The sequence below is a fragment of the Amycolatopsis dongchuanensis genome (genome assembly GCF_039542405.1).
Classification (GTDB): domain Bacteria; phylum Actinomycetota; class Actinomycetes; order Mycobacteriales; family Pseudonocardiaceae; genus Amycolatopsis_E; species Amycolatopsis_E sacchari.
Genome location: NZ_BAABIB010000022.1, coordinates 104,550 through 127,666, shown reverse-complemented (window position 1 = coordinate 127,666; position 23,117 = coordinate 104,550). Strand labels below are relative to the sequence as shown.

The following is a 23,117-nucleotide window of genomic DNA, read 5'->3' as shown; positions in this document are numbered from 1 at the left end:
TCGCCGACTGACTGCAACACCAGCCCCACCAACCACAACACGAGTTACGAGACATCCCTTAGCGAACGAACGCGCGCGACAGCGCCGGAAACTGGCACGCAGACGTGAGCGCCGCGCGATTCAGAGCGCCAACGAGACGCGTTGACACCTTCGCCCCGCGCGCCGGGAACGGCAACTACTCGGCGTTGTGGGCGGCCGTTTCGAGAGGAACCCATGACCAAGACCTGTACCACGTGCGGCGAGACCAAGCCGCTGGAGGAATTCGTCCGGACCAAGCGAAACCGAGACGGCCGGACTGCGCGCTGTAAGGCGTGCAATCGTGCCGCCGTCCAAGCGCACCGGCAGCGTCCGGGGTACGTGGCCGACGAGAACGCGAAGGGGCGCGGGCGTTACCGGCGGTACCGCGCTGATGCTGAGCGCGGACCCCGGGTCAAGTGGGCCAAAGCGATTTCCGACGCCAAGCGCGCCGCCGAGCGTTACGGCGTCCAGCACGTGCCCTACACGTTGGCGGACCTTGAAGCGGTGTTCGGGCCAGTGTCTCAGTGGACGTGCACCTGGTGCGGCACGTCCGAGGGGCTGTCCCTCGACCACGTACGGCCCCTGTCTGCTGGGGGGCCTGACGCCGTGTGGAACGTGGTCCCTGCCTGCCACCGGCCCTCGCACGGCACGGGCTGCAATCAGCAGAAAGCGAGCCGCCCTCTGAGCGAGTGGCTGAGCAGTGAGGACCGCGCTGCGCTGCGCGAGCAGCGCTACCGCGCGTTCGCGTGCGGGGCCGCGTGAGCGAGGGCAGGGCTGCTACCTGCGGGTTTGCACGCACCGGGTGGGGGTGCAGTGTAGGACAGGCGCGCACTGGGCGCGCCGCGCTGCGCGCTTTTCCCTGTCCCGCAAGAGGAATGGTCTCGACTGTGAGCCCACGTCGGACAGCAGTACCCCGATGGGGTAGGGGGGGTTACCCTCCCGGGGGCCTGCACGACCGAGGCGTATAGCGGCAGCCCGTTCCCATGCGTCGCATCGCTCTGGATTTTGCCCCGTCGAGGGGGGGTATGCGCCCACGGCGCGGCCGGTCGTTCCCGCTGGTCACGCAGGGCGCGCGATGGTGACCCGTGGTTCGTGGCCAAGGACCTCACGGAGTACTTCGGCCACGCCAAGCCCTATGACACGGTGAAGAACCTCGACGACGACGAGTACGAAACGATCTACAGCAACGAGGTTTCCGCAGGTCAGCCCGAAGGGGAACTTTTCTCGCCCTCGGAGCTGGCCGGGAACCTCCGCCGTAAGGTGACGCTCGTTACCGAGTCCGGTCTGTACTCGTTGATCATGCTTAGTAACAAGCCCGAGTCTCGGGAGTTCAAGCGCTGGGTGACGCACGAGGTTCTGCCGACGCTCCCCTATCCGACGTTTGTGCAGCTCAACGGGGGGTCACTTAACACTGGTGACCCCCTCCACGGCAAGTCGATCGTGCACGAGCGGGACGGGGGCCCGTGGTTCGTCGCGAAGGACGTGTGCGAGATCTTGGGCACGCGCACCGACGACATCCCCAAGGTCTTGGACGCCGACGAGTACGCAAAAGCGCAGGTCGAGCCCAACACGGATACTATCGGGGGTCCGCCCCGACGACCGAACACGATCATCAGTGAGCCGGGCCTGTGGCCCGCTCCCCGGACCACCTGTAGACACCCTCCGCTGCTGATACAAAACACGGTACAAACGCCCCCGTTTTGGGCCTTCACTGGCCTGGAACGGGGGCGTTTCGTCGTTTCAGAACCGCGCGGTGTGCGCCGCGTTCGCGCGGGCCGTCGCCCGGTGCGAGGCCCGCCTACGCCGGTTAGCTGTCTAAGTACTCGACGTGCACACCCAAGTCATGCAGGGTGCTCACAATGAAATCCAGCCGGGCCGGGTCCCGGGTCAGGCGCGTGGGGTCAGGCAGTAGGACCCTGTCGCCGCGCTGCACCTTGTCTACAAGCTGACGGAAACTCGGCCCCGGCATCTCTGACGCCGTCACGCCCTCTTCTACGAAGACCTCCACACAGCCCCGCGCCTCCATCGCAGCGCGGATACCGACATGGTTCGCTACCGCCACCAATGAGCCCGTGTCTCGCGTGTACCCGTAGATCATTCTCGCCCGCTTTCAGTCGCTTCAATAGATTGATCCCGAAGGTAGGCCGCCATGTAGTCCGGTGGCTGAATGGCGACCGTGAAGCCATCCTTTCCGGACTGGACAGCGAAGCGGAAGTCATGCGCTAGCCAGACGCGCCGCCGATCCTCGGGGGTACCGGCCGAGTCGAGAGCTTCTGCCCACGTGCGGCCGGTATCGACCAGTTCAGACCGGCCGCCGGTAGACGGCCGTGATTCCAGCTCGTCCTGTCGGGCTTCCAGCTCTGTCCGGCGCGCTCTGAGCGCCGTCCTGTCGGCCCCGGAGGCGTCCCGGAGGGCTTCGGACACCCCGTCCAGTTCTATCCGCACAGAGGCCAACTCAGCGGCCGTTTCGTCGGGTACCACGACCCGTTCCATTACGGGCAGGTCGCCGTACAGCGCTCGGAACGACGTGGTGGCCACACGTTCCATCTCTTCTGCCCGGATCTGCCGGGTGTGGCCCTTGGTCCGGCAGTAGTAGTACCGGTAGGTCTTGGCGTTCTTCATGCGGCCTTGCCCGGCCTCGAAGTGCTGGGCGCGGTGGTGCAGCGGCCGGAGGCATTCCCAGCACAAGGCGACCCCGGACAACGGCGCGCCGTCCGAGCGCGGGTTACGCGACTTCGCCTTTTGCCGGTCCCGGAGCAGGGCTTGTGCCCGCTCGAACGTGACCGGATCGATGATGCCCGGCGCGCGTAGCTCGCCGAGGCCGATGTAGGCACGGTTCCGGAGCATGTTCCACACGGAGCCCTGTACCCACTTGTCACCCTTGATCGGTTGGCCGCGAAGCTCGCGCTGTCGGTCGCGCGGCGCGGGGATTCCGTCAGCCTGGAGTCTTCGGCAGATCTCCGCTACCGAGTGGCCGTCGAGCACATCGGAGAACATGCGGCGGACTACCTCGGCGGCCGTATCGTCCGGCCCGAGCACGTAGCCGCCGCCGTCGAGCGGCACCGGCCTGTAGCCGTAGAGCACGGCCTCACCGGCCCAGCGCCCGGCGGCCCGCAAGGCCGCCCGGCCTGCCTGAATCCGTTCCTGGATCGTGGCGCGCTCTAGTTCAGCGAAGATGCCCGCTATCTGGACGAATGCCCGTCCCATGCTGGACGCCGTGTCTAGGCCGTCGTCTACGGTGACGAGACGCTTACCGCGCTCTTGGAGCCATTCGAGTAGAACCACCGTGTCCTTGGCCGACCGGCTCACCCGGTCCAGCCGCCAGGCGACCAGGACATCCCAGGGCTCCGGCGGGTTGTCCGTGAGCCACGCGCCGAGCCCGTCGCGCTCGAACGGGTCTACCGACCCGCTCACGTCGAGGTCTACGGCTTCGCCCACGATGTCGGCGCCCTGGGCATTCGCCCAGCGCGCGATAACCTCGTGCTGCCTCTCGGGGGAGGTGCTGGCATCGGTCAGTCGGGATAGCCGGATGGCTCCCAGCACGCGTTTTGACATGTTTGTAGCTTAGAGCTTGCGAGCTAGATCCATATTCGCGTGGAGGCAGCCCGGTTGCTCCAACTCGGGCTGGGTCTCCCTCGTCGGCTGCAGCGCGTTCCGAGGCCGGGCGGGCGCGGTGAAGAAGCGGAACGCGTCGTAGTGCCCGCACCGGATGTCGAGCGAGTCCACGACGGCGTCCGTGCCCGCGCCACCCAGCCGCAGCGGTAGCTGGTTGTGCCGCACCTGCTCGGGGCTCTGCCGGTACACCATGGCCCACTCGTGCAGCCCGAAACAGCTCAGGCGGGGCGCGCGGCTCGCCGTCTTTTCCAGCAGGGCAAGGAAATACCGTGCCGTCTGCGCCTTCTTCTCCGTGAAGGCGGCCGGGTCGAGCGCCACGCCGCCCTCGACGCGGACGTAGCCGGGCCGCTCCAGGAACCGCTCACCACCGGCCATCACGACACCGGCACCGGGGTGCCAGCGCTCCAGGTGCCCCGGCCGGTACGAGTAGTACTCGAACAGGAAGTCCAGCACGGGGTGCTTCTCCCCGCGGGACCGCCGTTCCTGCCGGGGCCGCGTCCAGCGCCGCATGCGCTCGGCGTGTGCCCGCTCGCGCTCGCCCCACTCCTCCGGCGCCAGCACGCGCATGATCACGCCGCCACGTGCGTGCCGTCGCGGACCGTGCCGACGTACTCCTCGACGAGGTCCTCCAGCGCGACGACGCCCACCGGCCGTCCGGCCGTGTCGAGCACGCGCGCCAGGTGCGAACCCTCCGCCCGCATGGCCGACAACGCCTCGTCGAGGCGGGTGCCCGAGGGCAGGTCGGTGAACGCGCGGATCCGGTCCGCGGCGATCGTGGTCGCGGGTGCGTCGCCGATCTGGTCCAGCACGTCCTTCACGTGCAGGTACCCGATCAGCTCCCCGGCCGCCGAGCACAGCGGGTACCGCGAGAAGCCGGTCTCCGACACCGCCCGCTCGACCTCCCCGACCGTCGGCGCGGGGGACAGCGTCTTCAGCTCGTTGAGCGGCACCAGGACGTCGGCCACGGTCTTGCGCACCGACGACAGCGTCTGGCTCAGCCGCTCGTGCTCCGACTGCTCCAGCAGCCCCTCCCGGCGCGACTCGCTGAGCAGCTCGGCCAGCTCCGCCGAGGTGTAAGCGGTTTCCAGCTCGTCCTTCGGCTCCACCTTGACCACGCGCAGCAGCGAGTTCGCGAGGAAGTTCAGCAGCCAGATGAACGGGCGCGCGAGCTTCACCCACCCCACGTGCACGGGCACCAGCCACAGCGCCAGGCGCTCGGGGTCGGCGATCGCCAGGTTCTTCGGCACCATCTCGCCGATCAGCACGTGCAGGATGGTGATGAACGCCAGCGCGATCGCGAACGAGATCGCGTGCACCAGCACCTCGGGCATGTGCACCAGCTCGAAGAACGCGCCGAGCCGGTGCGCGACGGCGGGCTCGCCGAGGCGGCCCAGCAGCAGCGAGCAGATCGTGATGCCCAGCTGCGCGCCCGCGAGCATGAGCGAGACGTGCCTGCTGGCGTTGATCACGATCTTCGCGCGCGTCTTGCCCTGTTCCAGCAGCGCTTCCAGGCGGTCGCGGCGCGAGGAGATCAGGGTGAACTCCGCGCCGACGAAGAACGCGTTGGTCAGCAGCAGCACCACGACGAGGAGGATGGCGAGCCAGTCGTTCATCGCGGCTGCTCCTCCTCCGCCGGGGCCGGCGCCTCCAGCCGGTGCACGCTCAGCTCCGCGATCCGGTGCCGGTCCATCGTCAGCACGGTGAGCCGCCAGCCGTCGACCTCGACGCCGTCGCCCGCCGCCGGGATGCGGCCCAGCCGCTCCAGCACCAGCCCGGCGATGGTCTCGTAGTCGCCCTCGGGCATGCGGAACCCGGTCAGCTCGCTGACCTCGTCGGCCCGCAGCTGCCCCGACACCAGCCACGTGTCGGGGTCCAGCCGCTGCGACGCGGGCGCCTCACCCTGGTCGTGCTCGTCGCGGACGTCGCCGATGATCTCCTCGACGACGTCCTCCAGCGTCACCAGGCCCGCCGTGCCGCCGTACTCGTCGACGACCATCGCGATCTGGAAGCGCGAGTCCCGCAGCCTCGACAGCAGCGCGTCACCGGGCAGCGACTCCGGCACCGTCGGCACCGGCCGCATCACCGTGCCGATGCGGACGCTGCCGCGTTCCCTGGCCGGCACGGTGAAGGCCTGCTTGACGTGCACCGCGCCCTGGACGTCGTCGAGATCCTCGCGGTAGACGGGAAAACGGGAGTGCCCGGTCTCGCGGGAGAGCACGACGAGGTCGTTGATCGTGTCGTCCACCGTCAGCGACTCGACCTGCACGCGCGGGGTCATCAGCTCGTCGGCGGTGCGGCCGCCGAAGCGCAGCGACTTGTCGAGCAGCTCCGCGGTCGAGGGCTCCAGCGTGCCGCTTTCCGCGCTGGTGCGCACGATCGAGCCCAGCTCCTGCGGCGAGCGCGCGGAGCGCAGCTCCTCCTGCGGCTCGACGCCGAACTTGCGCACCACCCAGTTCGCGCTGTTGTTCATCAGCGTGATGAGCCAGCGGAAGAGCGCGGAGAAGCGCGAGTGGTAGCCCATCACGGCCCGCGCGGTCCGCAGCGGCCGCGCCACCGCGAGGTTCTTCGGCACCATCTCGCCGAGGATCATCGACAGCGACGTGGCCAGCAGCAGGGCCACGACGAGCGACGCGCCCTCGGCGGCGCCCTCGGACAGGCCCAGCGCCGTCAGCGCGGGCCGCACGAGCCGCCCGATGAGCGGTTCGGCGAGGTAACCGGTGACCAGCGTGGTCAGCGTGATCGCGACCTGCGCGCCGGACAGCTGGTAGGACAGGTGGGCGTGGGCCTTGCGGACGATCTGGGACCGGCGGTCACCGGTCTGCCGGACGTCGGCCTCCACGGTGCTGCGCTCGAGCGCCGTCAGCGAGAACTCGGCCGCCACGGCCAGTCCGGTGCCGATGGTCAGCAGGACGAAGAACAGCACGCCCAGCACGGAGAAGAGCACGTCCATCAGCGCGCCCCTGCCGCTCGGCGGGCGGGATGGGAGTCGGGGGAGCCGGGTTCGTCACCCGGCTGGGTACTGTCACCAGGTGACTGCGCGTCGCGCACGGGTAGCGCTCACTCCTTGTCATGGCCGCTGAGGTGCCGTCCATGATACCGGGCGATGCGGTCAGCCGGGGCGTCCCTCGCGGGAAGGTCAGCCCCGCGGGTCGCGCCCGGTGAGCCCGAGCAGCCGTTCGGCGGCGGGCGCGCTGCCGGGCACGGGCACGGCTTCGGCGAAGAGCCCGGTGCCCTGCCAGGACTCCAGCTGCGGGCCCATCGTGGTCAACAGCGCCTCGGCCACGTCCTCGGGGATCGGTTGTGCCGCAGCGATCCCGCGCGCCAGGTCCCACGCGTGCACGGCCAGGTCGAGCGTCATCTGCCAGCCGTAGTCGGTCGCGTCGGCCTCGCCGTAGGACAGGTGCACGAGGCGGTCCGTCGCGCCGGGCTCGGTCCACGCCTCCCGCGCGGCGGCCGAGGACTTCTCCCACGCCCCGACCGGATCCGCGCCGAGCACGTCCCCGTCGTAGCGGTCGCCGACCTCGTCCAGCGTCTGTCCCGCCAGCAGGTGCGGCACCCAGAGCTGCTCGGACACCAGGTGGTTGACCACGTTCCGCACAGTCCACTCCGTGCACGGGGTGGGCGCGTCCCACTGGTCTTCGCGAACCTGGTGCACCGTCCGGTCGAACGTCCGCAGCGCTTCCCCATGAGCGTCGAGCAGGTTCATGGCTCCAGCGAAGCACGAACGCGGTGCCGGCGCACGCTTTCTTCGACGAGGTCGAGCACGGGGCCCAGGTCGTCGGCGGGCAGTCCCATCGCCAGGTGCGACACGAGCCCCTCCAGCACCAGCTCCAGGTACGACGTGAGCACGTCGACGTCCACGTCGTCGCGGAGGTTGCCCGCTTCGCGCTGGCGCAGCAGGCGCTGCCGCGTCGCGTCGGTGAGCTGCCGCGAGCGTTCCGCCCAGCGGGCGCGGAACTCCGGGTCGGTGCGCAGCCGGCGCGACACCTCCAGCCGCGTGCCGAGCCAGTCCGCCGGGTGCTCACCGCCGCCGAGCAGGTCCCGCATCACCTGCACCAGACCCTGGGCGGCGACGACGTCGGCCATCCGCGCCGCGTCCTCCTCCGCGAGGGCGAGGAACAAGGACTCTTTGTCGCGGAAGTGGTGGAAGATCGCACCACGGGACAGGCCGGTGGCTTCCTCCAGGCGCCGTACCGTGGCACCCTCGTAGCCATACCTTGCGAAGCACACGCGGGAACCGTCGAGGATCTGGCGCCGGCGCGCGTCGAGATGATCCTGGCTCACCCGTGGCATTCGCTGATCGTGTCACGCGCGGTAGTTCTTACGCAATCCGTACGTACGTACTGTGTCCATCTCGCGGCGCCTGAAATTGTCGTACCGCGCGTGTAGCGTCCGAACCCGAGTGATCCTCCTGACGAAGCAGGTGTGACATGACCACGGTTCGCCACGTTCCGGGGCCGGCCGGGGGCGCGAACGGAGTGGCCGCGAAGGTCGTCTCCGATCGCGCCGCCGGCGAAGCCTACGTCGCGTCGGTGTGCTTCAAGCACGGCCCTCCGAAACTGCTGGGGGTCGAGCTGGAGTACACCGTCCACTACGCCGACGATCCCCGGAAACCACTGCAGGCCCCCGATCTCGCCCGTGCGCTCGGCGCGCACGCGCCCAGCACGCTCGTCCCCGGCAGCCCTGCGCTGCCGCTGCCCGCCGGTTCGCCGCTCACCCTCGAACCGGGCGGCCAGGTGGAGATCTCCGCGCTCCCGCAGGAATCGCTGCGGGACCTCGACCGCGTCGTCTCCGCCGATCTCGCGTATCTGACCGATCTGCTCGCCCGCGCCGGGTTCGCCCTCGGTGAAACGGGCATCGACCCGTTCCGCCCGCCGGCCCGGCTGCTCACCACTCCGCGCTACGCCACCATGGAGCGCCGGTTCGCCCCGCTGGGGCCGGGCGGCATCACCATGATGTGCAGCACCGCCGGGCTGCAGATCTGCGTCGACAGCGGGGAAAGCGACGCACTGCCCGCCCGCTGGGCGGCCGTGCACGCGCTCGGCCCGCCGTTGCTGGCCCTGTTCGCCAACTCGCCGCGGCACGCGGGCCGGGACACCGGCCTGGCGTCGGCGCGCTGGCAGGCGGTGCTCGACACCGAGCACGCCCGCACGTTCGCCACGCCGCCGTCGGACGATCCGCCCGCGACGTGGGCCCGGCGCATGATGGACACCCCGTTGCTGCTGGTGCGGCGGCAGGACGGGCCGTGGGACGCGCCGGACGGGCTCACCTTCGCCGACTGGGTGGCCGGGCGGGGCGCCGCGGGGCTGCTCGCCCCGCCGACGACGGACGACCTCGACTACCACCTCACGACGATGTTCACCCCGGTGCGCCCGCACGGCTACCTGGAGGTGCGCTACCTGGACGCGCAGCCGGGCGACCGCTGGCTGCACCCGGTGGCACTGCTGACCGCACTGCTCGCCCGTCCCTCCACTGTGGACGAGGTACTGGCGCTGTGCGAACCCGTCCGCGACGCGTGGGAGCGCGCCGCGCGGGACGGGCTGCGTGACCGCGAGATCGCCGCGGTGGCGCGGAAAGTGGCGGACCTGGGCTGTGCGCACCTGCCGGCCACAGGGCTGCCGCCGGGAAAGATCCACGAGATCAGCGACGGCGTGCAGCGGCTGGTGCACGCCGGAAGGGGATGACCGACGTGACCGAGATCCTGACCGAGGCCCCGAGCGTGTTCGAGGAACGCAGCGCCGAGCAGCTGCGTGACCACGCGGCGCTGGCGCTCACCCGCGCGCGGGAGCGGAGCACCGCGCTGACCGACGCGGTGGACGACGAGGACCTGGTGCGCCAGCACTCGAAGCTGATGTCCCCGCTGGTGTGGGACCTCGCGCACATCGGCAGCCAGGAAGAGCTCTGGCTGGTGCGGGACGTCGGCGGCCGCGAGCCGCTGCGGCCCGACATCGACGACCTCTACGACGCCTTCCAGCACCCCCGCGCGGACCGGCCCTCGCTGCCGCTGCTCGGGCCCGCCGAGGCGCGCCGGTACGTGGGCGAGGTGCGGGCGAAGGCGTTCGAGGTGCTGGAAAAGGCGCCGCTGAGCGGGCGCAGGCTGACCGAGGCGGCGTTCGCGTTCGGCATGATCACCCAGCACGAGCAGCAGCACGACGAGACGATGCTGGCCACCCACCAGCTCCGCCGGGGCGAGCCCGTGCTGCACGCGCCCGCCGCGCCGGGCCGCCGCACGGGCCCGCTGCCCGAAGAGGTGCTCGTGCCCGGCGGGCCGTTCCTGATGGGCACGAGCGTCGAACCGTGGGCGCTGGACAACGAGCGGCCCGCGCACGAGGTCGACGTGCCCGCGTTCTTCATCGACACCACGCCGGTCACCAACGGGCAGTACTTCGAGTTCCTCGACGCCGGTGGCTACGACCAGCGCCGGTGGTGGAGCGACGCGGGCTGGGAGTACCGCACCGCGCACGACATCACGGCGCCCCGGTTCTGGCGGCGGGAGCCCGGCGGGTGGTGGCGCACGAGGTTCGGCGTCGACGAGCCCGTGCCCACCGACCAGCCGGTGGTGCACGTGTCGTTCTACGAGGCCGAGGCGTACGCGGCGTGGGCGGGCAAGCGGCTGCCCACCGAAGCCGAGTGGGAGAAGGCCGCCCGCTGGGACCCGGCGACCGGGCAGTCGCGGCGGTACCCGTGGGGCAACGAGGACCCGAAGCCGGAGCACGCCAACCTCGGCCAGGTCCACCTGAGCCCGGCGGCGGCGGGCGCGTACCCGGCGGGAGCCTCGGCGCTCGGGGTGCACCAGCTGATCGGCGACGTCTGGGAGTGGACGAGCAGCGACTTCGCGGGGTACCCGGGGTTCGCCGCGTTCCCGTACCGCGAGTACTCCGAGGTCTTCTTCGGACCGGAGTACAAGGTGCTGCGGGGCGGCTCGTTCGGCACGGACGCGGCGGCGATCCGCGGCACGTTCCGCAACTGGGACTACCCGATCCGGCGGCAGATCTTCTCCGGGTTCCGCTGCGCGAGGGACGCCGAGGGTGTGTAGGCACCTGGCGTACCTCGGGCCGCCGGTCTCGCCCGCCGAGCTGGTGTTCGGCGCGCCGCACTCGCTGCTGCACCAGTCCTACGCGCCCGCGGACATGCGGGGCGGCGGCACGGTGAACGCCGACGGCTTCGGCTTCGCCTGGTACAGCGGCGGCACGCCGGTGCGGTACCGGCGGGCGAGTCCGATTTGGACGGACGACGACGCGCCCGTGCTCGCCGGGTCGGTGCGCTCGGGCGCGTTCGTGGCGGCGGTGCGCAACGGCACCGTCGGCATGCCGCTGGCGGAGGGCGCGTGCGCGCCCTTCGTCGACGGGCCGTGGGCGTTCAGCCACAACGGGCGGGTCACCGGCTGGCCCGGCTCGCTCACCGCGCTGGCGGGCAAGCTGCCGGTCGCCGACCTGCTCACGCTGGAGGCGCCCACGGATTCCGCCGTGCTGTGGGCGCTGCTGCGGGAGCGGCTGCGGGCGGGGGAGCACCCGGTGCAGGCCGTCACCGACCTCGTCCTGCGCACGGAACGGGCCGCGCCCGGTTCGCGGCTCAACCTGCTGCTCACCGACGGCGAGACCCTGGTGGCCACCGCCTGGACCCACGCGCTGTCGTACCGGGTGCGTGACGGGGCGGTGGTGGTCGCCTCCGAACCGACCGATCCCGGCCCGGACTGGACGCCGGTGCCCGAAGGCCACGCCGTCGTCGCGCGCGCCGGCGCGGCCGACCTCATCCCCCTCGACGCTGATCGGAGTGCCCTGTCATGAGCGACCGCGCGGAAGCCCTGCGCACCGACGTCCGGTCCGGATTCTCGGCGGCGCAGAAGTGGTTGCCCGCCAAGTGGTTCTACGACGCCCGCGGCAGCGCGTTGTTCGAGGACATCACCAGGCTGCCGGAGTACTACCCGACGCGGGCCGAACGCGAGACGCTGGCCCGCGAGGCGGGTGAGATCGCCCGCGTCACCGGCGCCGGCACGCTCGTCGAGCTGGGGTCCGGGTCGAGCGAGAAGACCCGCCTGCTGCTCGACGGCCTGCGTGCCCACGGCACGCTGCGCACGTTCGTGCCGCTGGACGTGTCGGCCTCCGCGCTCGACGAGGCGGTGGCCGCGATCCGGGCCGACTACCCCGGGCTGGAGGTGCACGGCGTCGTCCGCGACTTCACCGAGGACCTCGGCCTGCTGCCCGGTGAGCCGCCGCGGCTCGTGGCGTTCCTCGGCGGCACGATCGGCAACTTCCTGCCGGCCGAGCGGATCAAGTTCCTCCGCTCGGTGCGGGCCGTGCTGGCCGAGGGGGAGTGGCTGCTGCTGGGCACCGACCTCGTGAAGGACCCGGAGACGCTGGTGCGCGCCTACGACGACGCGGCCGGGGTGACCGCCGAGTTCAACCGGAACATGCTGCGCGTGGTGAACGACCTGCTCGGCGCCGACTTCGACCCCGGCGCGTTCGCGCACGAGGCGTACTGGGACGCCGAGCGGGAGTGGATCGAGATGCGGCTGCGGGCCACGGAGGAGACGACCGTGCACATCCCCGGCGCGGGGATGACGGTGCACTTCGCCGAGGGCGAGTACATCCGCACGGAGATCTCGGCGAAGTTCCGGGCCGGCGGTGTGGCGGCCGAGCTGGCGGAGAGCGGCTTCGCGGTGGAACGCTGGTGGACCGACGCGGAACGCCGGTTCGGGGTGTCCCTGTCCAGGGCGGTTCGTGAGGGGTGATCGAATAGCCCGGTGAACCCGTTACCTCGTATCGCACTCTGGCTCGCGTCCCAGCCGTGGTTCATGCGCGCGGCGAAGGTCGTGCCGCCGCTCGACAAGCGGCTGTACCGGCTGACCGGCGGGCGTGTGTCGCTGCTCGGGCTGGCGAGCCTGCCGTCGATGCGGCTGACCACCATCGGCCGCAAGAGCGGGCTGGAGCGCAGCGTGAACCTGCTCTACTTCCCGTACGGGGACCGGTACGTGCTGATCGCCTCGAACTGGGGCAAACCGGACGACCCGCAGTGGGCGCGGAACCTGCGGGCCGAACCGAAGGCGACGGTCGAGGTCCGGCGGCGGCGCGTACCGGTGCTGGCGACCGAGGTGACGGGCGAGCGGTACGAGTCCCTTTGGCGGGAGGTGCTGGAGTTCTGGCCCGGGTACGCGATGGAGCGCTCGGTCGCGGGGCGTGAGCTGCCGCTGTTCATCCTCGAGCGGCGTTGAGGTTGTTCCCGGTGCCCCGGCCCGTGTGGCCGGGGCACCGGTGTTTTCGGGGGTGGCGTGTGGGCGAGTCGGGGGGTTGCTGGGGCCGCTTCCCGCCGGTGCCCGCCACTGGTTCCGATGGTGGCGCGTGTGGCCGAGCTGCGTCGTACCCTTCGGCGCCCGACACCGCCGGGCGGGCACGGTTGCTCCCCGCAGCGCGGCCATTCCCCGCCACCCCGGGACGTCGCGTATATCCGATTTGGACGGTAATGCGAGAAACCCCGGGTGAACATCCGCTGAACCTCTCGCGGGACCCCCTCGCGGACGGCTGGAATTCACCTCCGGCGCTTACGCTCCGCTCGCAGTCGTCAGCCGTTCGAGCGATAGGAGCACGGTGTCGCGCTGGCTTGTGGGCGTGGTGCTCGCGGGGGTAGTGGTCGTCGTCGGGGGAGTGGTCTTCCTGGCCTGGCAGGGCACGCCCGCCGCGGCCCCGGGCGACCCGGTGATCACCGTTTCCCGCTCCTCCTGCGGGCAGGGCTGGACCGATCCGCGCCCCGGGGTGCAGTCCTTCCAGGTGCACAACACCGGCTCCGTCACCGCCGAGGCCGACCTCGTCGACCCGACCACCGGCACCGTCTACGGCGAGGTCGAAGGCCTCGGCCCCGGCACCACCAGGACCCTGCAGGTCACGCTCGGCAACGGCGTCTACGCCTTCCGGTGCACGCCCGAGGAGACCGACCCGATCACCGGCCCCAGCGTCACCATCACGGGCGGTGACGACCGCTCCGGACCGGCCGTCGTGCCGGTCAGCCGCAACGACCTGCTCGGCCCCCTGCGCGACTACCAGGCCTACGTCGCCGCGGGCCTCGACACGCTCGCCGGGCAGGCCGACGCCCTTCGCGACGCCGTGCACCGCGGCGACCGCGCGGGCAGCGAGGCCGCCTGGCTCACCGCGCACCTCACCTACGAGCGCCTGGGCGCCGCGTACGACGCCTTCGGCGACTCCGACGGCGCCATCAACGGCACGGCCGACGGCCTGCCCGGCGGCACCGCCGACGAGGGCTTCACCGGCTTCCACCGCCTCGAAAACGGCTTGTGGCACAACGAGGACCTCGCCGCGCTGGCCACCGTCGCCGACCAGCTCGACGCCGACGTGCACCAGCTGCGCACCGACCTGCCCACGCTGCAGGTCGACCCGAACGACCTGGGCCTGCGCGCCCACGAGATCCTGGAGAACACCCTGCAGTTCGAACTCACCGGACGCACCGACTACGGCAGCGGGACCACCCTCGCCACCGCGCTGGCCAACCTCGACGGCACCCGCGAGGTGCTGACGGTCCTGCGCCCGGTGCTGGCCCCGCGCATGCCGATGTCCGATGTGGACACCTGGCTCGACCGCACCGACCGCGCGCTGCACACCGCACAACGGCCCGACGGCACCTGGACGCCCGTCACGCAGCTGCCCCGTGAGCAGCGGGAGAAAATCGACGGCGCGGTGAGCGGGCTCGTCGAGCGGCTCGCCCCGATCGCCGCCATCACCGAACCGAGGCGGGTCCCGTGACCCCGAACCGCCGCACCTTCCTGCGGGGCGCCGTGCTCGGGGCCGGAGCCACCGCCGCCGCGGTGGGCACGGGCACCGCGACGGCCTCCGCGACGACGTGGTCGTTCCACGGCACGCACCAGGCCGGGATCCTGCGCCCACCGGCGCCGCAGTCGATCGTGGCCGCGTTCGACGTCATCGCCGAGAACCGCGTCGAACTCACCGACCTGTTCCGCACGATCACCGACCGCGCCAGGTTCCTGACCAGCGGCGGCTCGCCGACCGCCGTCGGCATCACCGCCCCGCCCGCCGACTCCGGCGTGCTCGGCCCGACCGTGCCGGCGGGGGACCTCACCGTGACCCTCGGCGTCGGCGCTTCGCTGTTCGACGAGCGCTACGGCCTCGCCGACCGCAAACCCGCGAAGCTCACGCCGATGAAGATGTTCCCCAACGACGCGCTCGACGAGACCCAGTGCCACGGCGACCTCAGCCTGACACTCGCGGCGAGCGACGCCGACACCGTCGTGCACGCGCTGCGTGACCTCGCCCGCGCGACCAGGGGAGCGATGCAACTCCGCTGGCGCATCAACGGGTTCAGCTCCCCGCCGCGCCCCGAAGGCACACCCCGCAACCTGATGGGCTTCAAGGACGGCATCGCCAACCCCACTGACGGGGAGCTGGACCGGCTGGTCTGGGCGGGCGCCGGCGAGCCCGCGTGGACGGCGGGCGGCAGCTACCAGGTGATCCGCCTGATCCGCATGCTCGTCGAGTTCTGGGACCGGGTTTCGCTGTCCGAGCAGGAGAACATGTTCGGCCGCCGCCGCGACAGCGGTGCCCCGCTCGACGGTGCCCGCGAAACCGACGAGCCGCGGTACGCCGAGGACCCCACCGGCACCGTCATCCCGCTGACCAGCCACATCCGGCTCGCCAACCCGCGCACCGCGGACACCGACGCCAGCCGGATCCTGCGCCGGTCGTGCAACTACGACCGGGGCATCGACACCAACGGCAACCTCGACATGGGCCTGATCTTCACCTGCTACCAGCAGGACATCGCGCGCCAGTTCGAGGCCGTCCAAACGCGACTGATCGACGAACCGCTGACCGACTACATCTCCCCGTTCGGCGGCGGCTACTTCTTCGCGCTCCCCGGCGTCGCCGGGCCAGAAGACTTCTTCGGCCGGGCCTTGCTGGCCTGACCGGGGAAAACCCGCTCCCACCACTCCAGGAGGACACTGTGGACAGAGCTTTCGGCCGGTGGCGCCGCAAGCGGACGCTGCTCGGCGCCGGAGCCGTGCTGACGGCGGCCGGTGTGGCCGTCGCCGTCACGACCGCGGTCGGCGGCGCCGACGCGCAGCCGCTGCAGGCGCAGCACGCCGACTGGCTGCCCACCGCGACGCCCATCAAGCACGTCGTGGTGATCTTCGGCGAGAACATCTCGTTCGACCACTACTTCGGCACCTACCCGAACGCGGCCAACACCGACGGCACGCCGTTCACCGCAGCGAAGAACACGCCGAAGGTCGACGGGCTCGACAAGAAGCTGCTCACCGACAACCCGAACGCCTACAACCCCAAGCGGCTGTCCCCGAGCCAGGCGCTCACCTGCGACCAGAACCACAACTACGGTGCGGAGCAGAAGGCGTTCGACGGCGGCAAGATGGACAAGTTCGTCGAGAACACCGAGACGGACAAGTGCACCGGGCAGCCGATCCTGTTCGGCGAGCCGGGCCTGGTGATGGACTACTACGACGGCAACACCGTCACCGGCATGTGGAACTACGCCCAGCACTACGCGATGAGCGACAACTCGTTCAACACGGTGTTCGGCCCCTCCACGCCCGGCGCGATCAACCTGGTTTCGGGGCAGACGCACGGGATCCAGGCCGTCGACCCGGTGACGCACAAGCCGGTCAGCGACTCCTACGTGGTGGCCTCGCCCGACCGCAACGGCGTGGGCACGGTCATCAACGACCCCGACCCGGCCTACGACGACTGCTCGGACAAGAACCACACCGCGAGCGACAACCTGGGCGTCATGCAGGGCCGCAACATCGGTGACCTGCTCAACGACCGGCACGTCACGTGGGGCTGGTTCCAGGGCGGCTTCCGGCCCACCGGCACGCAGAACGGCTACGCGGTCTGCGGCGCGTCGCACCAGAACGTCGGCGGCATCTCGGCGGTGGACTACAGCCCGCACCACGAGCCGTTCCAGTACTACAAGTCGACGGCGAACGAGAAGCACCTGCCGCCGAGCTCGGTGGCCGCGATCGGGCAGACCGACCAGGCCAACCACCAGTACGACCTGACCGACTTCGACGCCGCGCTGGCCGCCGGGAACATGCCCGCGGTGAGCTTCCTCAAGGCGCCGGAGTACCAGGACGGGCACGCCGGTTACTCCGACCCGCTCGACGAGCAGCAGTTCGTGGTCAGCGAGATCAACAAGATCCAGCACTCGAAGGACTGGGCGTCGACGGCGATCGTGCTCGCCTACGACGACTCCGACGGCTGGTACGACCACGTGGACGGGAAGATCGTGAACGGCTCGCACGACGCGGGCAATGATTCGGCGGTGTGCACGGGCAAGAAGACGGAGCTGGGCGGCTACGCCGACCGGTGCGGCTACGGCCCGCGTCTGCCGCTGCTGGTGGTCTCGCCGTTCGCGAAGACGAACTTCGTCGACCACACGCGGACCGACCAGACGTCGGTGCTGCAGTTCATCGAGGACAACTGGTTCACCGGCCGCGTCGGCGGCACGTCGTTCGACACCCGCGCCGGCGGGCTGTGGAACATGCTCGACTTCTTCGGCCACCGCGCCCCCGCGGTGCAGCTCGACCCGAAGACGGGCGCCGTGGTGCGCTGAAGTCCAACCCCGCAGAGGCGCCCTTCCACCTTCCCGGTGGGAGGGCGCTTCGCCGTCTCACCAGCGCAGTCGCTGGTCCCTGCCGAAGTTCCGGGCGGCGGCAGCGGCGGCGACTGCGGGCGCGACCCGGCGCTTCCCGTCAGCCGTGGTCCGCCGCGTCGCGGTGGTCCGGCACCAGGCGCGCGTGCAGCTTGCTGAGGATCCCGGCCAGCGCCGAAAGCTCCTCCGGCTGGAGCGCGTCGATGACGAGCTCCCGCACGCGGGCGACGTGGCCGGGAGCCGCGCCGGCCAGCTGGGCGAAACCGGCGTCGGTCAGGATGGCGAGGGTGAACCGCCCGTCGCGCGGATCCGGTTCCCGGTCCACGAAACCACGTGCCTGCAGCCGGGCCATGAGGTGGGACAGGCGGGACAGCTCGGAGTGCGTGCGCACCGCGAGCCTGCTCATCCGCATCCGGCGTTCCGGCTGCTCGGCCAGCACCGCCAGGACGTAGTACTCCAGGAAGCGCAGCTGCGAGTCCTGCTGCAGCTGGCACTCCAGGGCGGTCGGCAGGCGGGCGACGAAGCTCATCAGCATCCGCCACGTGGCGAGCTGCTCGTCGTCGAGCCAGCGCGGGACCGTCGCCCCGGTGCTTCGGTCGCCGGTCATGCGCTCAAGCATAGGGCGGGGAAGCCGTGACTTGAAGATTCACGTGACAGGGCTATAGTCGCGTGAAGATTCAAGTGATCATCGGCGTTGCGCGGAGGAGAGGACACATGGCGGACACCGGTCGTGGAATTCTGGACATCGTCCCTGCCAGCCATCACGACCTGCTGACGGCTCCGGGCACCGCGGTGCTGACCACGATCGACCGGCACGGCCGCCCGCAGTCGACCGCGGCCTGGTACCTCGTCGACCACGACGGGCTGCTCAAGCTCTCCTCCACCGCCGACCGGCAGAAGATCAAGAACCTGCGGGCGAACCCGTCGTGCACCTTCTTCCTGATGGACCCGGCCAACCCGTTCCGCACACTGGAAGTCCGCGCCGAGGCCGAGCTGGTCGCCGACACCGACTTCGCGGATCTCAAGCGCTTCACGGAGGCGTACGGCAGGGAACCGAGGGTCCTCGGCGACGAGCGGTTCACGATTGTGCTCCGGCCCCGCAGGATCGTCGCCAACCCGCCGGCGCGGCAAAGCTGACGGCCCCCTCGCCGGGCTCCTGCCGGCTCACCAGCGCAGTCGCTGGGTGAGCACGTCCTGCTCCGCCGGGTTGGCCGTCAGCGCGAGGGCGCGAAGATTGGCGTCACGGGCCTCCTCGTGGCGGCCGAGTTCCCGCAACAGCTCGGCGCGGGTGGCGTGGAAGAGGTGGTAGCGGTCCAGACCCGGGATCGCGTCCACTTCGGACAGTGCGGCAGCAACACCCTTCGTGTACCGCAAGGCGATCGCGCGGTGCAGCCGGGTCACGGGGGAGGGCGCGTAGCGCAGCAGCAGCTCGTACAACAGCACGATCTGGGGCCAGTCCGTGTCCTCCCAGCGGGCGGCCTCCGCGTGGCACGCCACGATCGCCGCCTGGAGCTGGTACTGGCCGGGCCGCCGTAGCCGTCCGGCGCGCGTGAGCAGCCGGATCGCCGAGTCGATCGCCTCGCGGTCCCAGCGGCTGCGGTCCTGGTCCCGCAGCAGCAACAGACCGCCGTCCGCGTCGAACCTCCCGGCCACGCGCGCCCGGTGCAGCCGGATGAGGGCGAGCAGGCCCAGCACCTCCGCCTCACGGGGCATCAGGTCCGCCAGCGAAGCCGCCAGCCACTCGGCGTCGGCGGTCAGGTCGCGGGAGTGCGGCTGCGTCGTGCCGAGGTACCCCTCGTTGCACAGCAGGTAGATCACCCGCAGCACCCCGTCGAGCCGCTCGCCCAGCTCGTCGTCCGCCGGCAGGCGGTAGGGGATCCCGGCCGCGGTGATCTTGCGTTTCGCCCGCGTGATCCGCTGCGCCATCGTCGTTTCCGGCACCAGGAACGCCCGCGCGAGCTGGGCCGTGGTCAGCCCGCAGACGGTCTTGAGCGTCAGCGCGACCCGGGCCTGCGGCGCCAGCGCCGGGTGGCAGCACGTGAACAGCAGCCGCAGCTTCTCCGCCGGGTCCGGCGGCCCGGGATCGGCCAGCAGCGCGAGCTTGTCGCGCAGCCGGGCCTGGCGGCGCAGCACGTCCAGGCCCCGGCGCCGGGCGACGGTGAACAGCCAGGCGTCCGGCCGGTCCGGGATGCCCTCCGCGGGCCAGCGTTCGAGCGCGGTGAGCACCGCGTCGGCCACGACGTCCTCGGCGGCGGCGAAGTCGCCCAGCAGCTCGACGAGTGCGGCCGCGAGCCGGCCCGCGTGGTCGCGCACCACGCGGGCCAGCGTGTCCTCCGCGTCCGGCACCGGTCTCAGAAGGCGATCGGCCGGATCTCGACGAGCGGGCAGCCCGGCCAGCCGCGGGCCATCCGCAGCGCCTCGTCGAGGTCGGGCACGTCGACCTCGACGTACCCGCTGACGACCTCCTTGCCCTCGACGAAGGGGCCGTCCGTGACCACGGGCTCACCCCCGCCGAGGCGGATCGTCGTCGCGGTTTCCGGCGCGGCGAGCTTCGCGTTGTGCGTGATCCGGTCCGAGTGCTCCCGCAGCCAGGCCATCACCCGGCCCGTCGCGGCCTCGCGCTCGGCCTCGTCCATCGCCTCCCAGTCCTTCTCCCACTGTTCGGTCTCGCAGAACAACATCAGGTACTTCATGCGGTACCACCTCCTGCCCTCCTAGACGAACGGGGCGCGCCCCGATTCGACACCGGCGGGTGGCAAAAGAAAAGCGCCGCGGGCCACCAGGGCCCGCGGCGCTTCCGCCCGGGGGAGATCAGGCGCGCGTCATCTTGCGCAGCACGTACTGCAGGATGCCGCCGTTGCGGTAGTAGTCCGCCTCACCGGGGGTGTCGATGCGGACGACCGCGTCGAACTCCACCTTCGACCCGTCGGCCTTCGTCGCGGTGACGTGCACCGTCCGCGGGGTCTCACCCTCGTTGAGCTTGGTGATGCCCGCGATGTCGAACGTCTCCGTGCCGTCCAGGCCCAGCGACGCCGCCGACTCGCCCTCCGGGAACTGCAGCGGGATGACACCCATGCCGATCAGGTTCGACCGGTGGATGCGCTCGAACGACTCCGCGATCACCGCGCGCACGCCCAGCAGCCGGGTGCCCTTGGCCGCCCAGTCGCGCGACGAGCCCGAGCCGTACTCCTTGCCGCCCAGCACGACCAGCGGGACGCCGGCCTGCGCGTAGTTCTGCGCCGCGTCGTAGATGAACGCCTGCGGGCCGCCCTCCTGCGTGAAGTCGCGGGTGTACCCGCCCTGCACGCCGTCCAGCAGCAGGTTGCGCAGCCGGATGTTGGCGAACGTGCCGCGGATCATCACCTCGTGGTTGCCGCGCCGGGAACCGTAGGAGTTGAAGTCCTTGCGCTCGATGCCGTGTTCCTTGAGGTACTTCCCGGCCGGGGAGTCCTCCTTGATCGCACCCGCCGGCGAGATGTGGTCGGTGGTCACCGAGTCACCCAGCAGCGCCAGCACCCGCGCGTCGGCGATGTCCTCGACCGGCGACGGCTCGGCCTGCATGCCCTCGAAGTACGGGGGCTTGCGGACGTAGGTGGACTCCGCGTCCCACGCGAAGGTCTTGCCCTCCGGGGTGGGCAGTGACTTCCACCGCTCGCCGCCGTCGAACACGTCGGCGTAGTCCTTGGCGAACATCTCCTGCGTGATCGCCGAGTCGATGGTCTGCTGGATCTCCTGCGGCGACGGCCAGATGTCACGCAGGAACACGTCGTTGCCCTGCTCGTCCTGGCCCAGCGGCTGGGTTTCGAAGTCGAAGTCCATCGTGCCGGCCAGCGCGTAGGCGATCACCAGCGGCGGCGAGGCCAGGTAGTTCATCTTGACGTCGGGGTTGATCCGGCCCTCGAAGTTCCGGTTGCCCGACAGCACCGACACGACGCTCAGGTCGTTCTCCTGCACCGCGGCCGAGATCTCCTCGGGGAGCGGGCCGGAGTTGCCGATGCACGTGGTGCAGCCGTAGCCCACCAGGTGGTAGCCCAGCTTCTCCAGGTACGGCCAGAGCCCGGCCTTCTCGTAGTAGTCGGTGACGACCTGGGAGCCCGGCGCCATCGACGTCTTGACCCACGGCTTGACCGACAGGCCCTTGTTCACCGCGTTGCGGGCCAGCAGCGCGGCACCCAGCATGACCGACGGGTTCGAGGTGTTGGTGCACGAGGTGATCGAGGCGATCACGACGTGGCCGTGGTCGAGCTGGAACTCACCGCGCTCCGCCGACTTCACGGTCACGAGCTTCGACGGGCGGCCTTCGGCGTGGCCGTGCGGCTGCCGTGGCTCATCACCACCGTTCGCGGAGGCCGCGTACGCGGGCGCGTCACTGGCGGGGAAGGACTCCGACGACGATTCGTCCACACCGGACAGCACGCCCTGCGGCTGCTCCTGCTGCGGCACGCCCGGCTTGCGCTCGGCGCTGCCGGTGACCTCCGCGGGCACGTAGTCGGCGAGCGAGGTGCGGAAGCTCTCCTTGGCCTTCGACAGCTCGATGCGGTCCTGCGGGCGCTTCGGGCCGGCGATCGACGGCACGACCGTCGACAGGTCCAGCTCCAGGTACTCGGAGTAGGTGGCCTCGTGCGACGGGTCGTGCCACAGGCCCTGCTCCTTGGCGTAGGCCTCGACCAGCGCCAGCTGCTCGGGGGAGCGGCCGGTCAGCTTCAGGTAGCGCAGCGTCTCCTCGTCGATCGGGAAGATCGCCGCGGTCGAGCCGAACTCGGGGCTCATGTTGCCGATCGTGGCGCGGTTGGCCAGCGGCACCGCGCCGACGCTCTCGCCGTAGAACTCGACGAACTTGCCGACCACGCCGTGCTTGCGCAGCATCTGGGTGATCGTCAGCACGACGTCGGTGGCCGTCACGCCGGCCGGGATCTCCCCGGTCAGCTTGAAGCCGACGACGCGCGGGATGAGCATCGACACCGGCTGGCCGAGCATCGCGGCCTCGGCCTCGATACCGCCGACGCCCCAGCCCAGCACGCCGAGGCCGTTGACCATCGTGGTGTGCGAGTCGGTGCCGACGACGGTGTCCGGGTACGCCTGGCCGTTGCGCGACATCACCGTGCGCGCCAGGTACTCGATGTTGACCTGGTGCACGATGCCGGTGCCCGGCGGGACGACCTTGAACTCCTCGAACGCGTTCTGGCCCCAGCGCAGGAACTGGTAGCGCTCGCGGTTGCGCTCGTACTCGATCTCGACGTTGCGCTCGAAGGCGTCGGCGCGGCCGAACACGTCGATGATCACCGAGTGGTCGATGACCAGCTCGGCGGGCGCCAGCGGGTTCACCTTGTCGGGGTCGCCACCGAGGTCGGTGACCGCCTCGCGCATCGTCGCCAGGTCCACCACGCACGGCACGCCGGTGAAGTCCTGCATCACCACGCGCGCGGGCGTGAACTGGATTTCGATGGAGGGGTCCGCGGTGGCGTCCCAGCCGCCGAGCGCGCGGATGTGCTCGGCGGTGATGTTCGCGCCGTCCTCGGTGCGCAGCAGGTTCTCGAGCAGGATCTTGAGGCTGTAGGGCAACCGCTCGGAGCCCTGCACCTTGTCCAGGCGGAACACCTCGTACGAGGCGTCGCCGACCTGCAGGGTGTCCCGGGCGCCGAAGCTGTCCTTGCTGGCTGGTGCGGTCACGTCTGTCTCCAGTGGCTGGGGCGCCGCCTGGGTGGTGCCGTGGCGACGTCCCGGTCGTCAGTCGGGTCTTTTGAGCGAGTCTCGCGCACGCGTGCGGCGTCCGCAGACGCGGGGACGTGCAGGCTTGCTACGAGCCAAACAGTACGCTTGTCCTTTTTTGCTGGCAAGGCCGACACGCCCCC

Annotated in this window: 20 protein-coding genes and 1 pseudogene; 10 read left to right on the top strand and 11 right to left on the bottom strand. The window is 70.7% G+C overall.

Going from position 1 to position 23,117, the window contains the following annotated elements:
* Positions 1-1,023 precede the first annotated feature (1,023 nt).
* Positions 1,024-1,881: a BRO-N domain-containing protein gene (locus tag ABFX51_RS05425; RefSeq protein WP_346052568.1), complete on the top strand. Its 858-nt coding sequence runs from the start codon at positions 1,024-1,026 to the stop codon at positions 1,879-1,881.
* Here the strand turns inward: ABFX51_RS05425 and ABFX51_RS39575 are convergent.
* From ABFX51_RS39575 to ABFX51_RS05395, 7 genes and pseudogenes are all read right to left on the bottom strand, one after another.
* Positions 1,826-2,044: a recombinase family protein gene (locus tag ABFX51_RS39575; protein WP_428832441.1), complete on the bottom strand. Its 219-nt coding sequence runs from the start codon at positions 2,042-2,044 to the stop codon at positions 1,826-1,828. The two genes, ABFX51_RS05425 and ABFX51_RS39575, sit on opposite strands and share 56 nt — an antisense overlap.
* A 68-nt stretch (positions 2,045-2,112) precedes the next feature.
* The gene (locus ABFX51_RS05420) at positions 2,113-3,573 is read right to left on the bottom strand and encodes a recombinase family protein (RefSeq protein ID WP_346052566.1); all 1,461 of its coding nucleotides are present in this window, start codon (positions 3,571-3,573) and stop codon (positions 2,113-2,115) included.
* A gap of 24 nt (positions 3,574-3,597) precedes the next feature.
* Positions 3,598-4,200: pseudogene (locus ABFX51_RS05415) on the bottom strand (3-methyladenine DNA glycosylase); the annotation flags it as partial.
* 2 nt (positions 4,201-4,202) lie between these two features.
* On the bottom strand, positions 4,203-5,246 hold the full coding sequence (locus tag ABFX51_RS05410) for a hemolysin family protein (protein ID WP_346052564.1): 1,044 nt from the start codon (positions 5,244-5,246) through the stop codon (positions 4,203-4,205).
* Positions 5,243-6,583, bottom strand: a complete 1,341-nt coding sequence (locus tag ABFX51_RS05405) for a hemolysin family protein (RefSeq protein ID WP_428832437.1) — start codon at positions 6,581-6,583, stop codon at positions 5,243-5,245. Before ABFX51_RS05405 ends, ABFX51_RS05410 begins: the two co-directional genes overlap by 4 nt.
* Before the next feature lie 186 nt (positions 6,584-6,769).
* Positions 6,770-7,339 carry a TIGR03086 family metal-binding protein gene (locus ABFX51_RS05400; protein WP_346052562.1) on the bottom strand — a complete coding sequence of 190 codons (570 nt, stop codon included), beginning with the start codon at positions 7,337-7,339 and terminating at the stop codon, positions 6,770-6,772.
* Positions 7,336-7,926, bottom strand: coding sequence for a TetR/AcrR family transcriptional regulator (locus ABFX51_RS05395; RefSeq protein WP_091503408.1), 591 nt, complete (start codon positions 7,924-7,926; stop codon positions 7,336-7,338). Before ABFX51_RS05395 ends, ABFX51_RS05400 begins: the two co-directional genes overlap by 4 nt.
* A 137-nt stretch (positions 7,927-8,063) precedes the next feature.
* Between ABFX51_RS05395 and ABFX51_RS05390 the strand changes: the two genes are divergently transcribed.
* From ABFX51_RS05390 to ABFX51_RS05355, 8 genes are all read left to right on the top strand, one after another.
* Positions 8,064-9,317, top strand: coding sequence for a glutamate-cysteine ligase family protein (locus ABFX51_RS05390; RefSeq protein ID WP_346052560.1), 1,254 nt, complete (start codon positions 8,064-8,066; stop codon positions 9,315-9,317).
* On the top strand, positions 9,314-10,669 hold the full coding sequence (gene egtB / locus ABFX51_RS05385) for an ergothioneine biosynthesis protein EgtB (protein ID WP_346052558.1): 1,356 nt from the start codon (positions 9,314-9,316) through the stop codon (positions 10,667-10,669). The genes ABFX51_RS05390 and egtB overlap by 4 nt, the downstream gene beginning before the upstream one ends.
* Positions 10,662-11,420, top strand: coding sequence for an ergothioneine biosynthesis protein EgtC (gene egtC / locus ABFX51_RS05380; protein WP_091503413.1), 759 nt, complete (start codon positions 10,662-10,664; stop codon positions 11,418-11,420). Before egtB ends, egtC begins: the two co-directional genes overlap by 8 nt.
* On the top strand, positions 11,417-12,364 hold the full coding sequence (egtD, locus tag ABFX51_RS05375) for an L-histidine N(alpha)-methyltransferase (RefSeq protein WP_346052556.1): 948 nt from the start codon (positions 11,417-11,419) through the stop codon (positions 12,362-12,364). The genes egtC and egtD overlap by 4 nt, the downstream gene beginning before the upstream one ends.
* 63 nt (positions 12,365-12,427) lie before the next feature.
* Positions 12,428-12,844, top strand: a complete 417-nt coding sequence (locus ABFX51_RS05370) for a nitroreductase/quinone reductase family protein (RefSeq protein WP_346052554.1) — start codon at positions 12,428-12,430, stop codon at positions 12,842-12,844.
* 373 nt (positions 12,845-13,217) lie between these two features.
* Positions 13,218-14,384 (top strand): EfeM/EfeO family lipoprotein, encoded by a 1,167-nt coding sequence (locus ABFX51_RS05365; protein WP_346052552.1) that lies wholly within the window; start codon positions 13,218-13,220, stop codon positions 14,382-14,384.
* Positions 14,381-15,562, top strand: coding sequence for an iron uptake transporter deferrochelatase/peroxidase subunit (gene efeB, locus ABFX51_RS05360; RefSeq protein WP_346052550.1), 1,182 nt, complete (start codon positions 14,381-14,383; stop codon positions 15,560-15,562). The genes ABFX51_RS05365 and efeB overlap by 4 nt, the downstream gene beginning before the upstream one ends.
* Positions 15,563-15,600: 38 nt before the next feature.
* Positions 15,601-17,226, top strand: a complete 1,626-nt coding sequence (locus tag ABFX51_RS05355) for a phospholipase C (RefSeq protein WP_346052548.1) — start codon at positions 15,601-15,603, stop codon at positions 17,224-17,226.
* A 139-nt stretch (positions 17,227-17,365) separates the two neighbouring features.
* Here ABFX51_RS05355 and ABFX51_RS05350 read toward each other — a convergent pair whose 3' ends face one another.
* Positions 17,366-17,872 carry a MarR family winged helix-turn-helix transcriptional regulator gene (locus ABFX51_RS05350; protein ID WP_346052546.1) on the bottom strand — a complete coding sequence of 169 codons (507 nt, stop codon included), beginning with the start codon at positions 17,870-17,872 and terminating at the stop codon, positions 17,366-17,368.
* Positions 17,873-17,979: 107 nt separating this feature from the next.
* On the opposite strand from ABFX51_RS05350, the gene ABFX51_RS05345 reads away from it, so the two are divergent.
* On the top strand, positions 17,980-18,402 hold the full coding sequence (locus ABFX51_RS05345) for a PPOX class F420-dependent oxidoreductase (RefSeq protein ID WP_346052544.1): 423 nt from the start codon (positions 17,980-17,982) through the stop codon (positions 18,400-18,402).
* Between the two features lie 27 nt (positions 18,403-18,429).
* Here the strand turns inward: ABFX51_RS05345 and ABFX51_RS05340 are convergent, their stop codons facing one another.
* The 3 genes from ABFX51_RS05340 to ABFX51_RS05330 all read right to left on the bottom strand — a co-directional run bounded on the left by ABFX51_RS05340 (position 18,430) and on the right by ABFX51_RS05330 (position 22,935).
* Positions 18,430-19,611: an RNA polymerase sigma factor gene (locus ABFX51_RS05340; RefSeq protein WP_346052542.1), complete on the bottom strand. Its 1,182-nt coding sequence runs from the start codon at positions 19,609-19,611 to the stop codon at positions 18,430-18,432.
* Positions 19,612-19,616: 5 nt separating this feature from the next.
* Entirely contained in the window at positions 19,617-19,958 is a 342-nt protein-coding gene (locus ABFX51_RS05335) for a YciI family protein (protein WP_346052540.1), read from the bottom strand.
* 118 nt (positions 19,959-20,076) lie between these two features.
* On the bottom strand, positions 20,077-22,935 hold the full coding sequence (locus ABFX51_RS05330) for an aconitate hydratase (RefSeq protein WP_346052538.1): 2,859 nt from the start codon (positions 22,933-22,935) through the stop codon (positions 20,077-20,079).
* Positions 22,936-23,117 lie beyond the last annotated feature (182 nt).

Coding starts and splice junctions, on each gene's coding strand:
- ABFX51_RS39575 (WP_428832441.1), bottom strand. CDS start 2,044: ATGGAGGCGCGGGGCTGTGTGGAGGTCTTCGTAGAAGAGGGCGTGACG.
- ABFX51_RS05420 (WP_346052566.1), bottom strand. CDS start 3,573: ATGTCAAAACGCGTGCTGGGAGCCATCCGGCTATCCCGACTGACCGAT.
- ABFX51_RS05410 (WP_346052564.1), bottom strand. CDS start 5,246: ATGAACGACTGGCTCGCCATCCTCCTCGTCGTGGTGCTGCTGCTGACC.
- ABFX51_RS05405 (WP_428832437.1), bottom strand. CDS start 6,583: ATGGACGTGCTCTTCTCCGTGCTGGGCGTGCTGTTCTTCGTCCTGCTG.
- ABFX51_RS05400 (WP_346052562.1), bottom strand. CDS start 7,339: ATGAACCTGCTCGACGCTCATGGGGAAGCGCTGCGGACGTTCGACCGG.
- ABFX51_RS05395 (WP_091503408.1), bottom strand. CDS start 7,926: ATGCCACGGGTGAGCCAGGATCATCTCGACGCGCGCCGGCGCCAGATC.
- ABFX51_RS05390 (WP_346052560.1), top strand. CDS start 8,064: ATGACCACGGTTCGCCACGTTCCGGGGCCGGCCGGGGGCGCGAACGGA.
- egtB (WP_346052558.1), top strand. CDS start 9,314: ATGACCGACGTGACCGAGATCCTGACCGAGGCCCCGAGCGTGTTCGAG.
- egtD (WP_346052556.1), top strand. CDS start 11,417: ATGAGCGACCGCGCGGAAGCCCTGCGCACCGACGTCCGGTCCGGATTC.
- ABFX51_RS05370 (WP_346052554.1), top strand. CDS start 12,428: ATGCGCGCGGCGAAGGTCGTGCCGCCGCTCGACAAGCGGCTGTACCGG.
- ABFX51_RS05350 (WP_346052546.1), bottom strand. CDS start 17,872: ATGACCGGCGACCGAAGCACCGGGGCGACGGTCCCGCGCTGGCTCGAC.
- ABFX51_RS05345 (WP_346052544.1), top strand. CDS start 17,980: ATGGCGGACACCGGTCGTGGAATTCTGGACATCGTCCCTGCCAGCCAT.
- ABFX51_RS05335 (WP_346052540.1), bottom strand. CDS start 19,958: ATGAAGTACCTGATGTTGTTCTGCGAGACCGAACAGTGGGAGAAGGAC.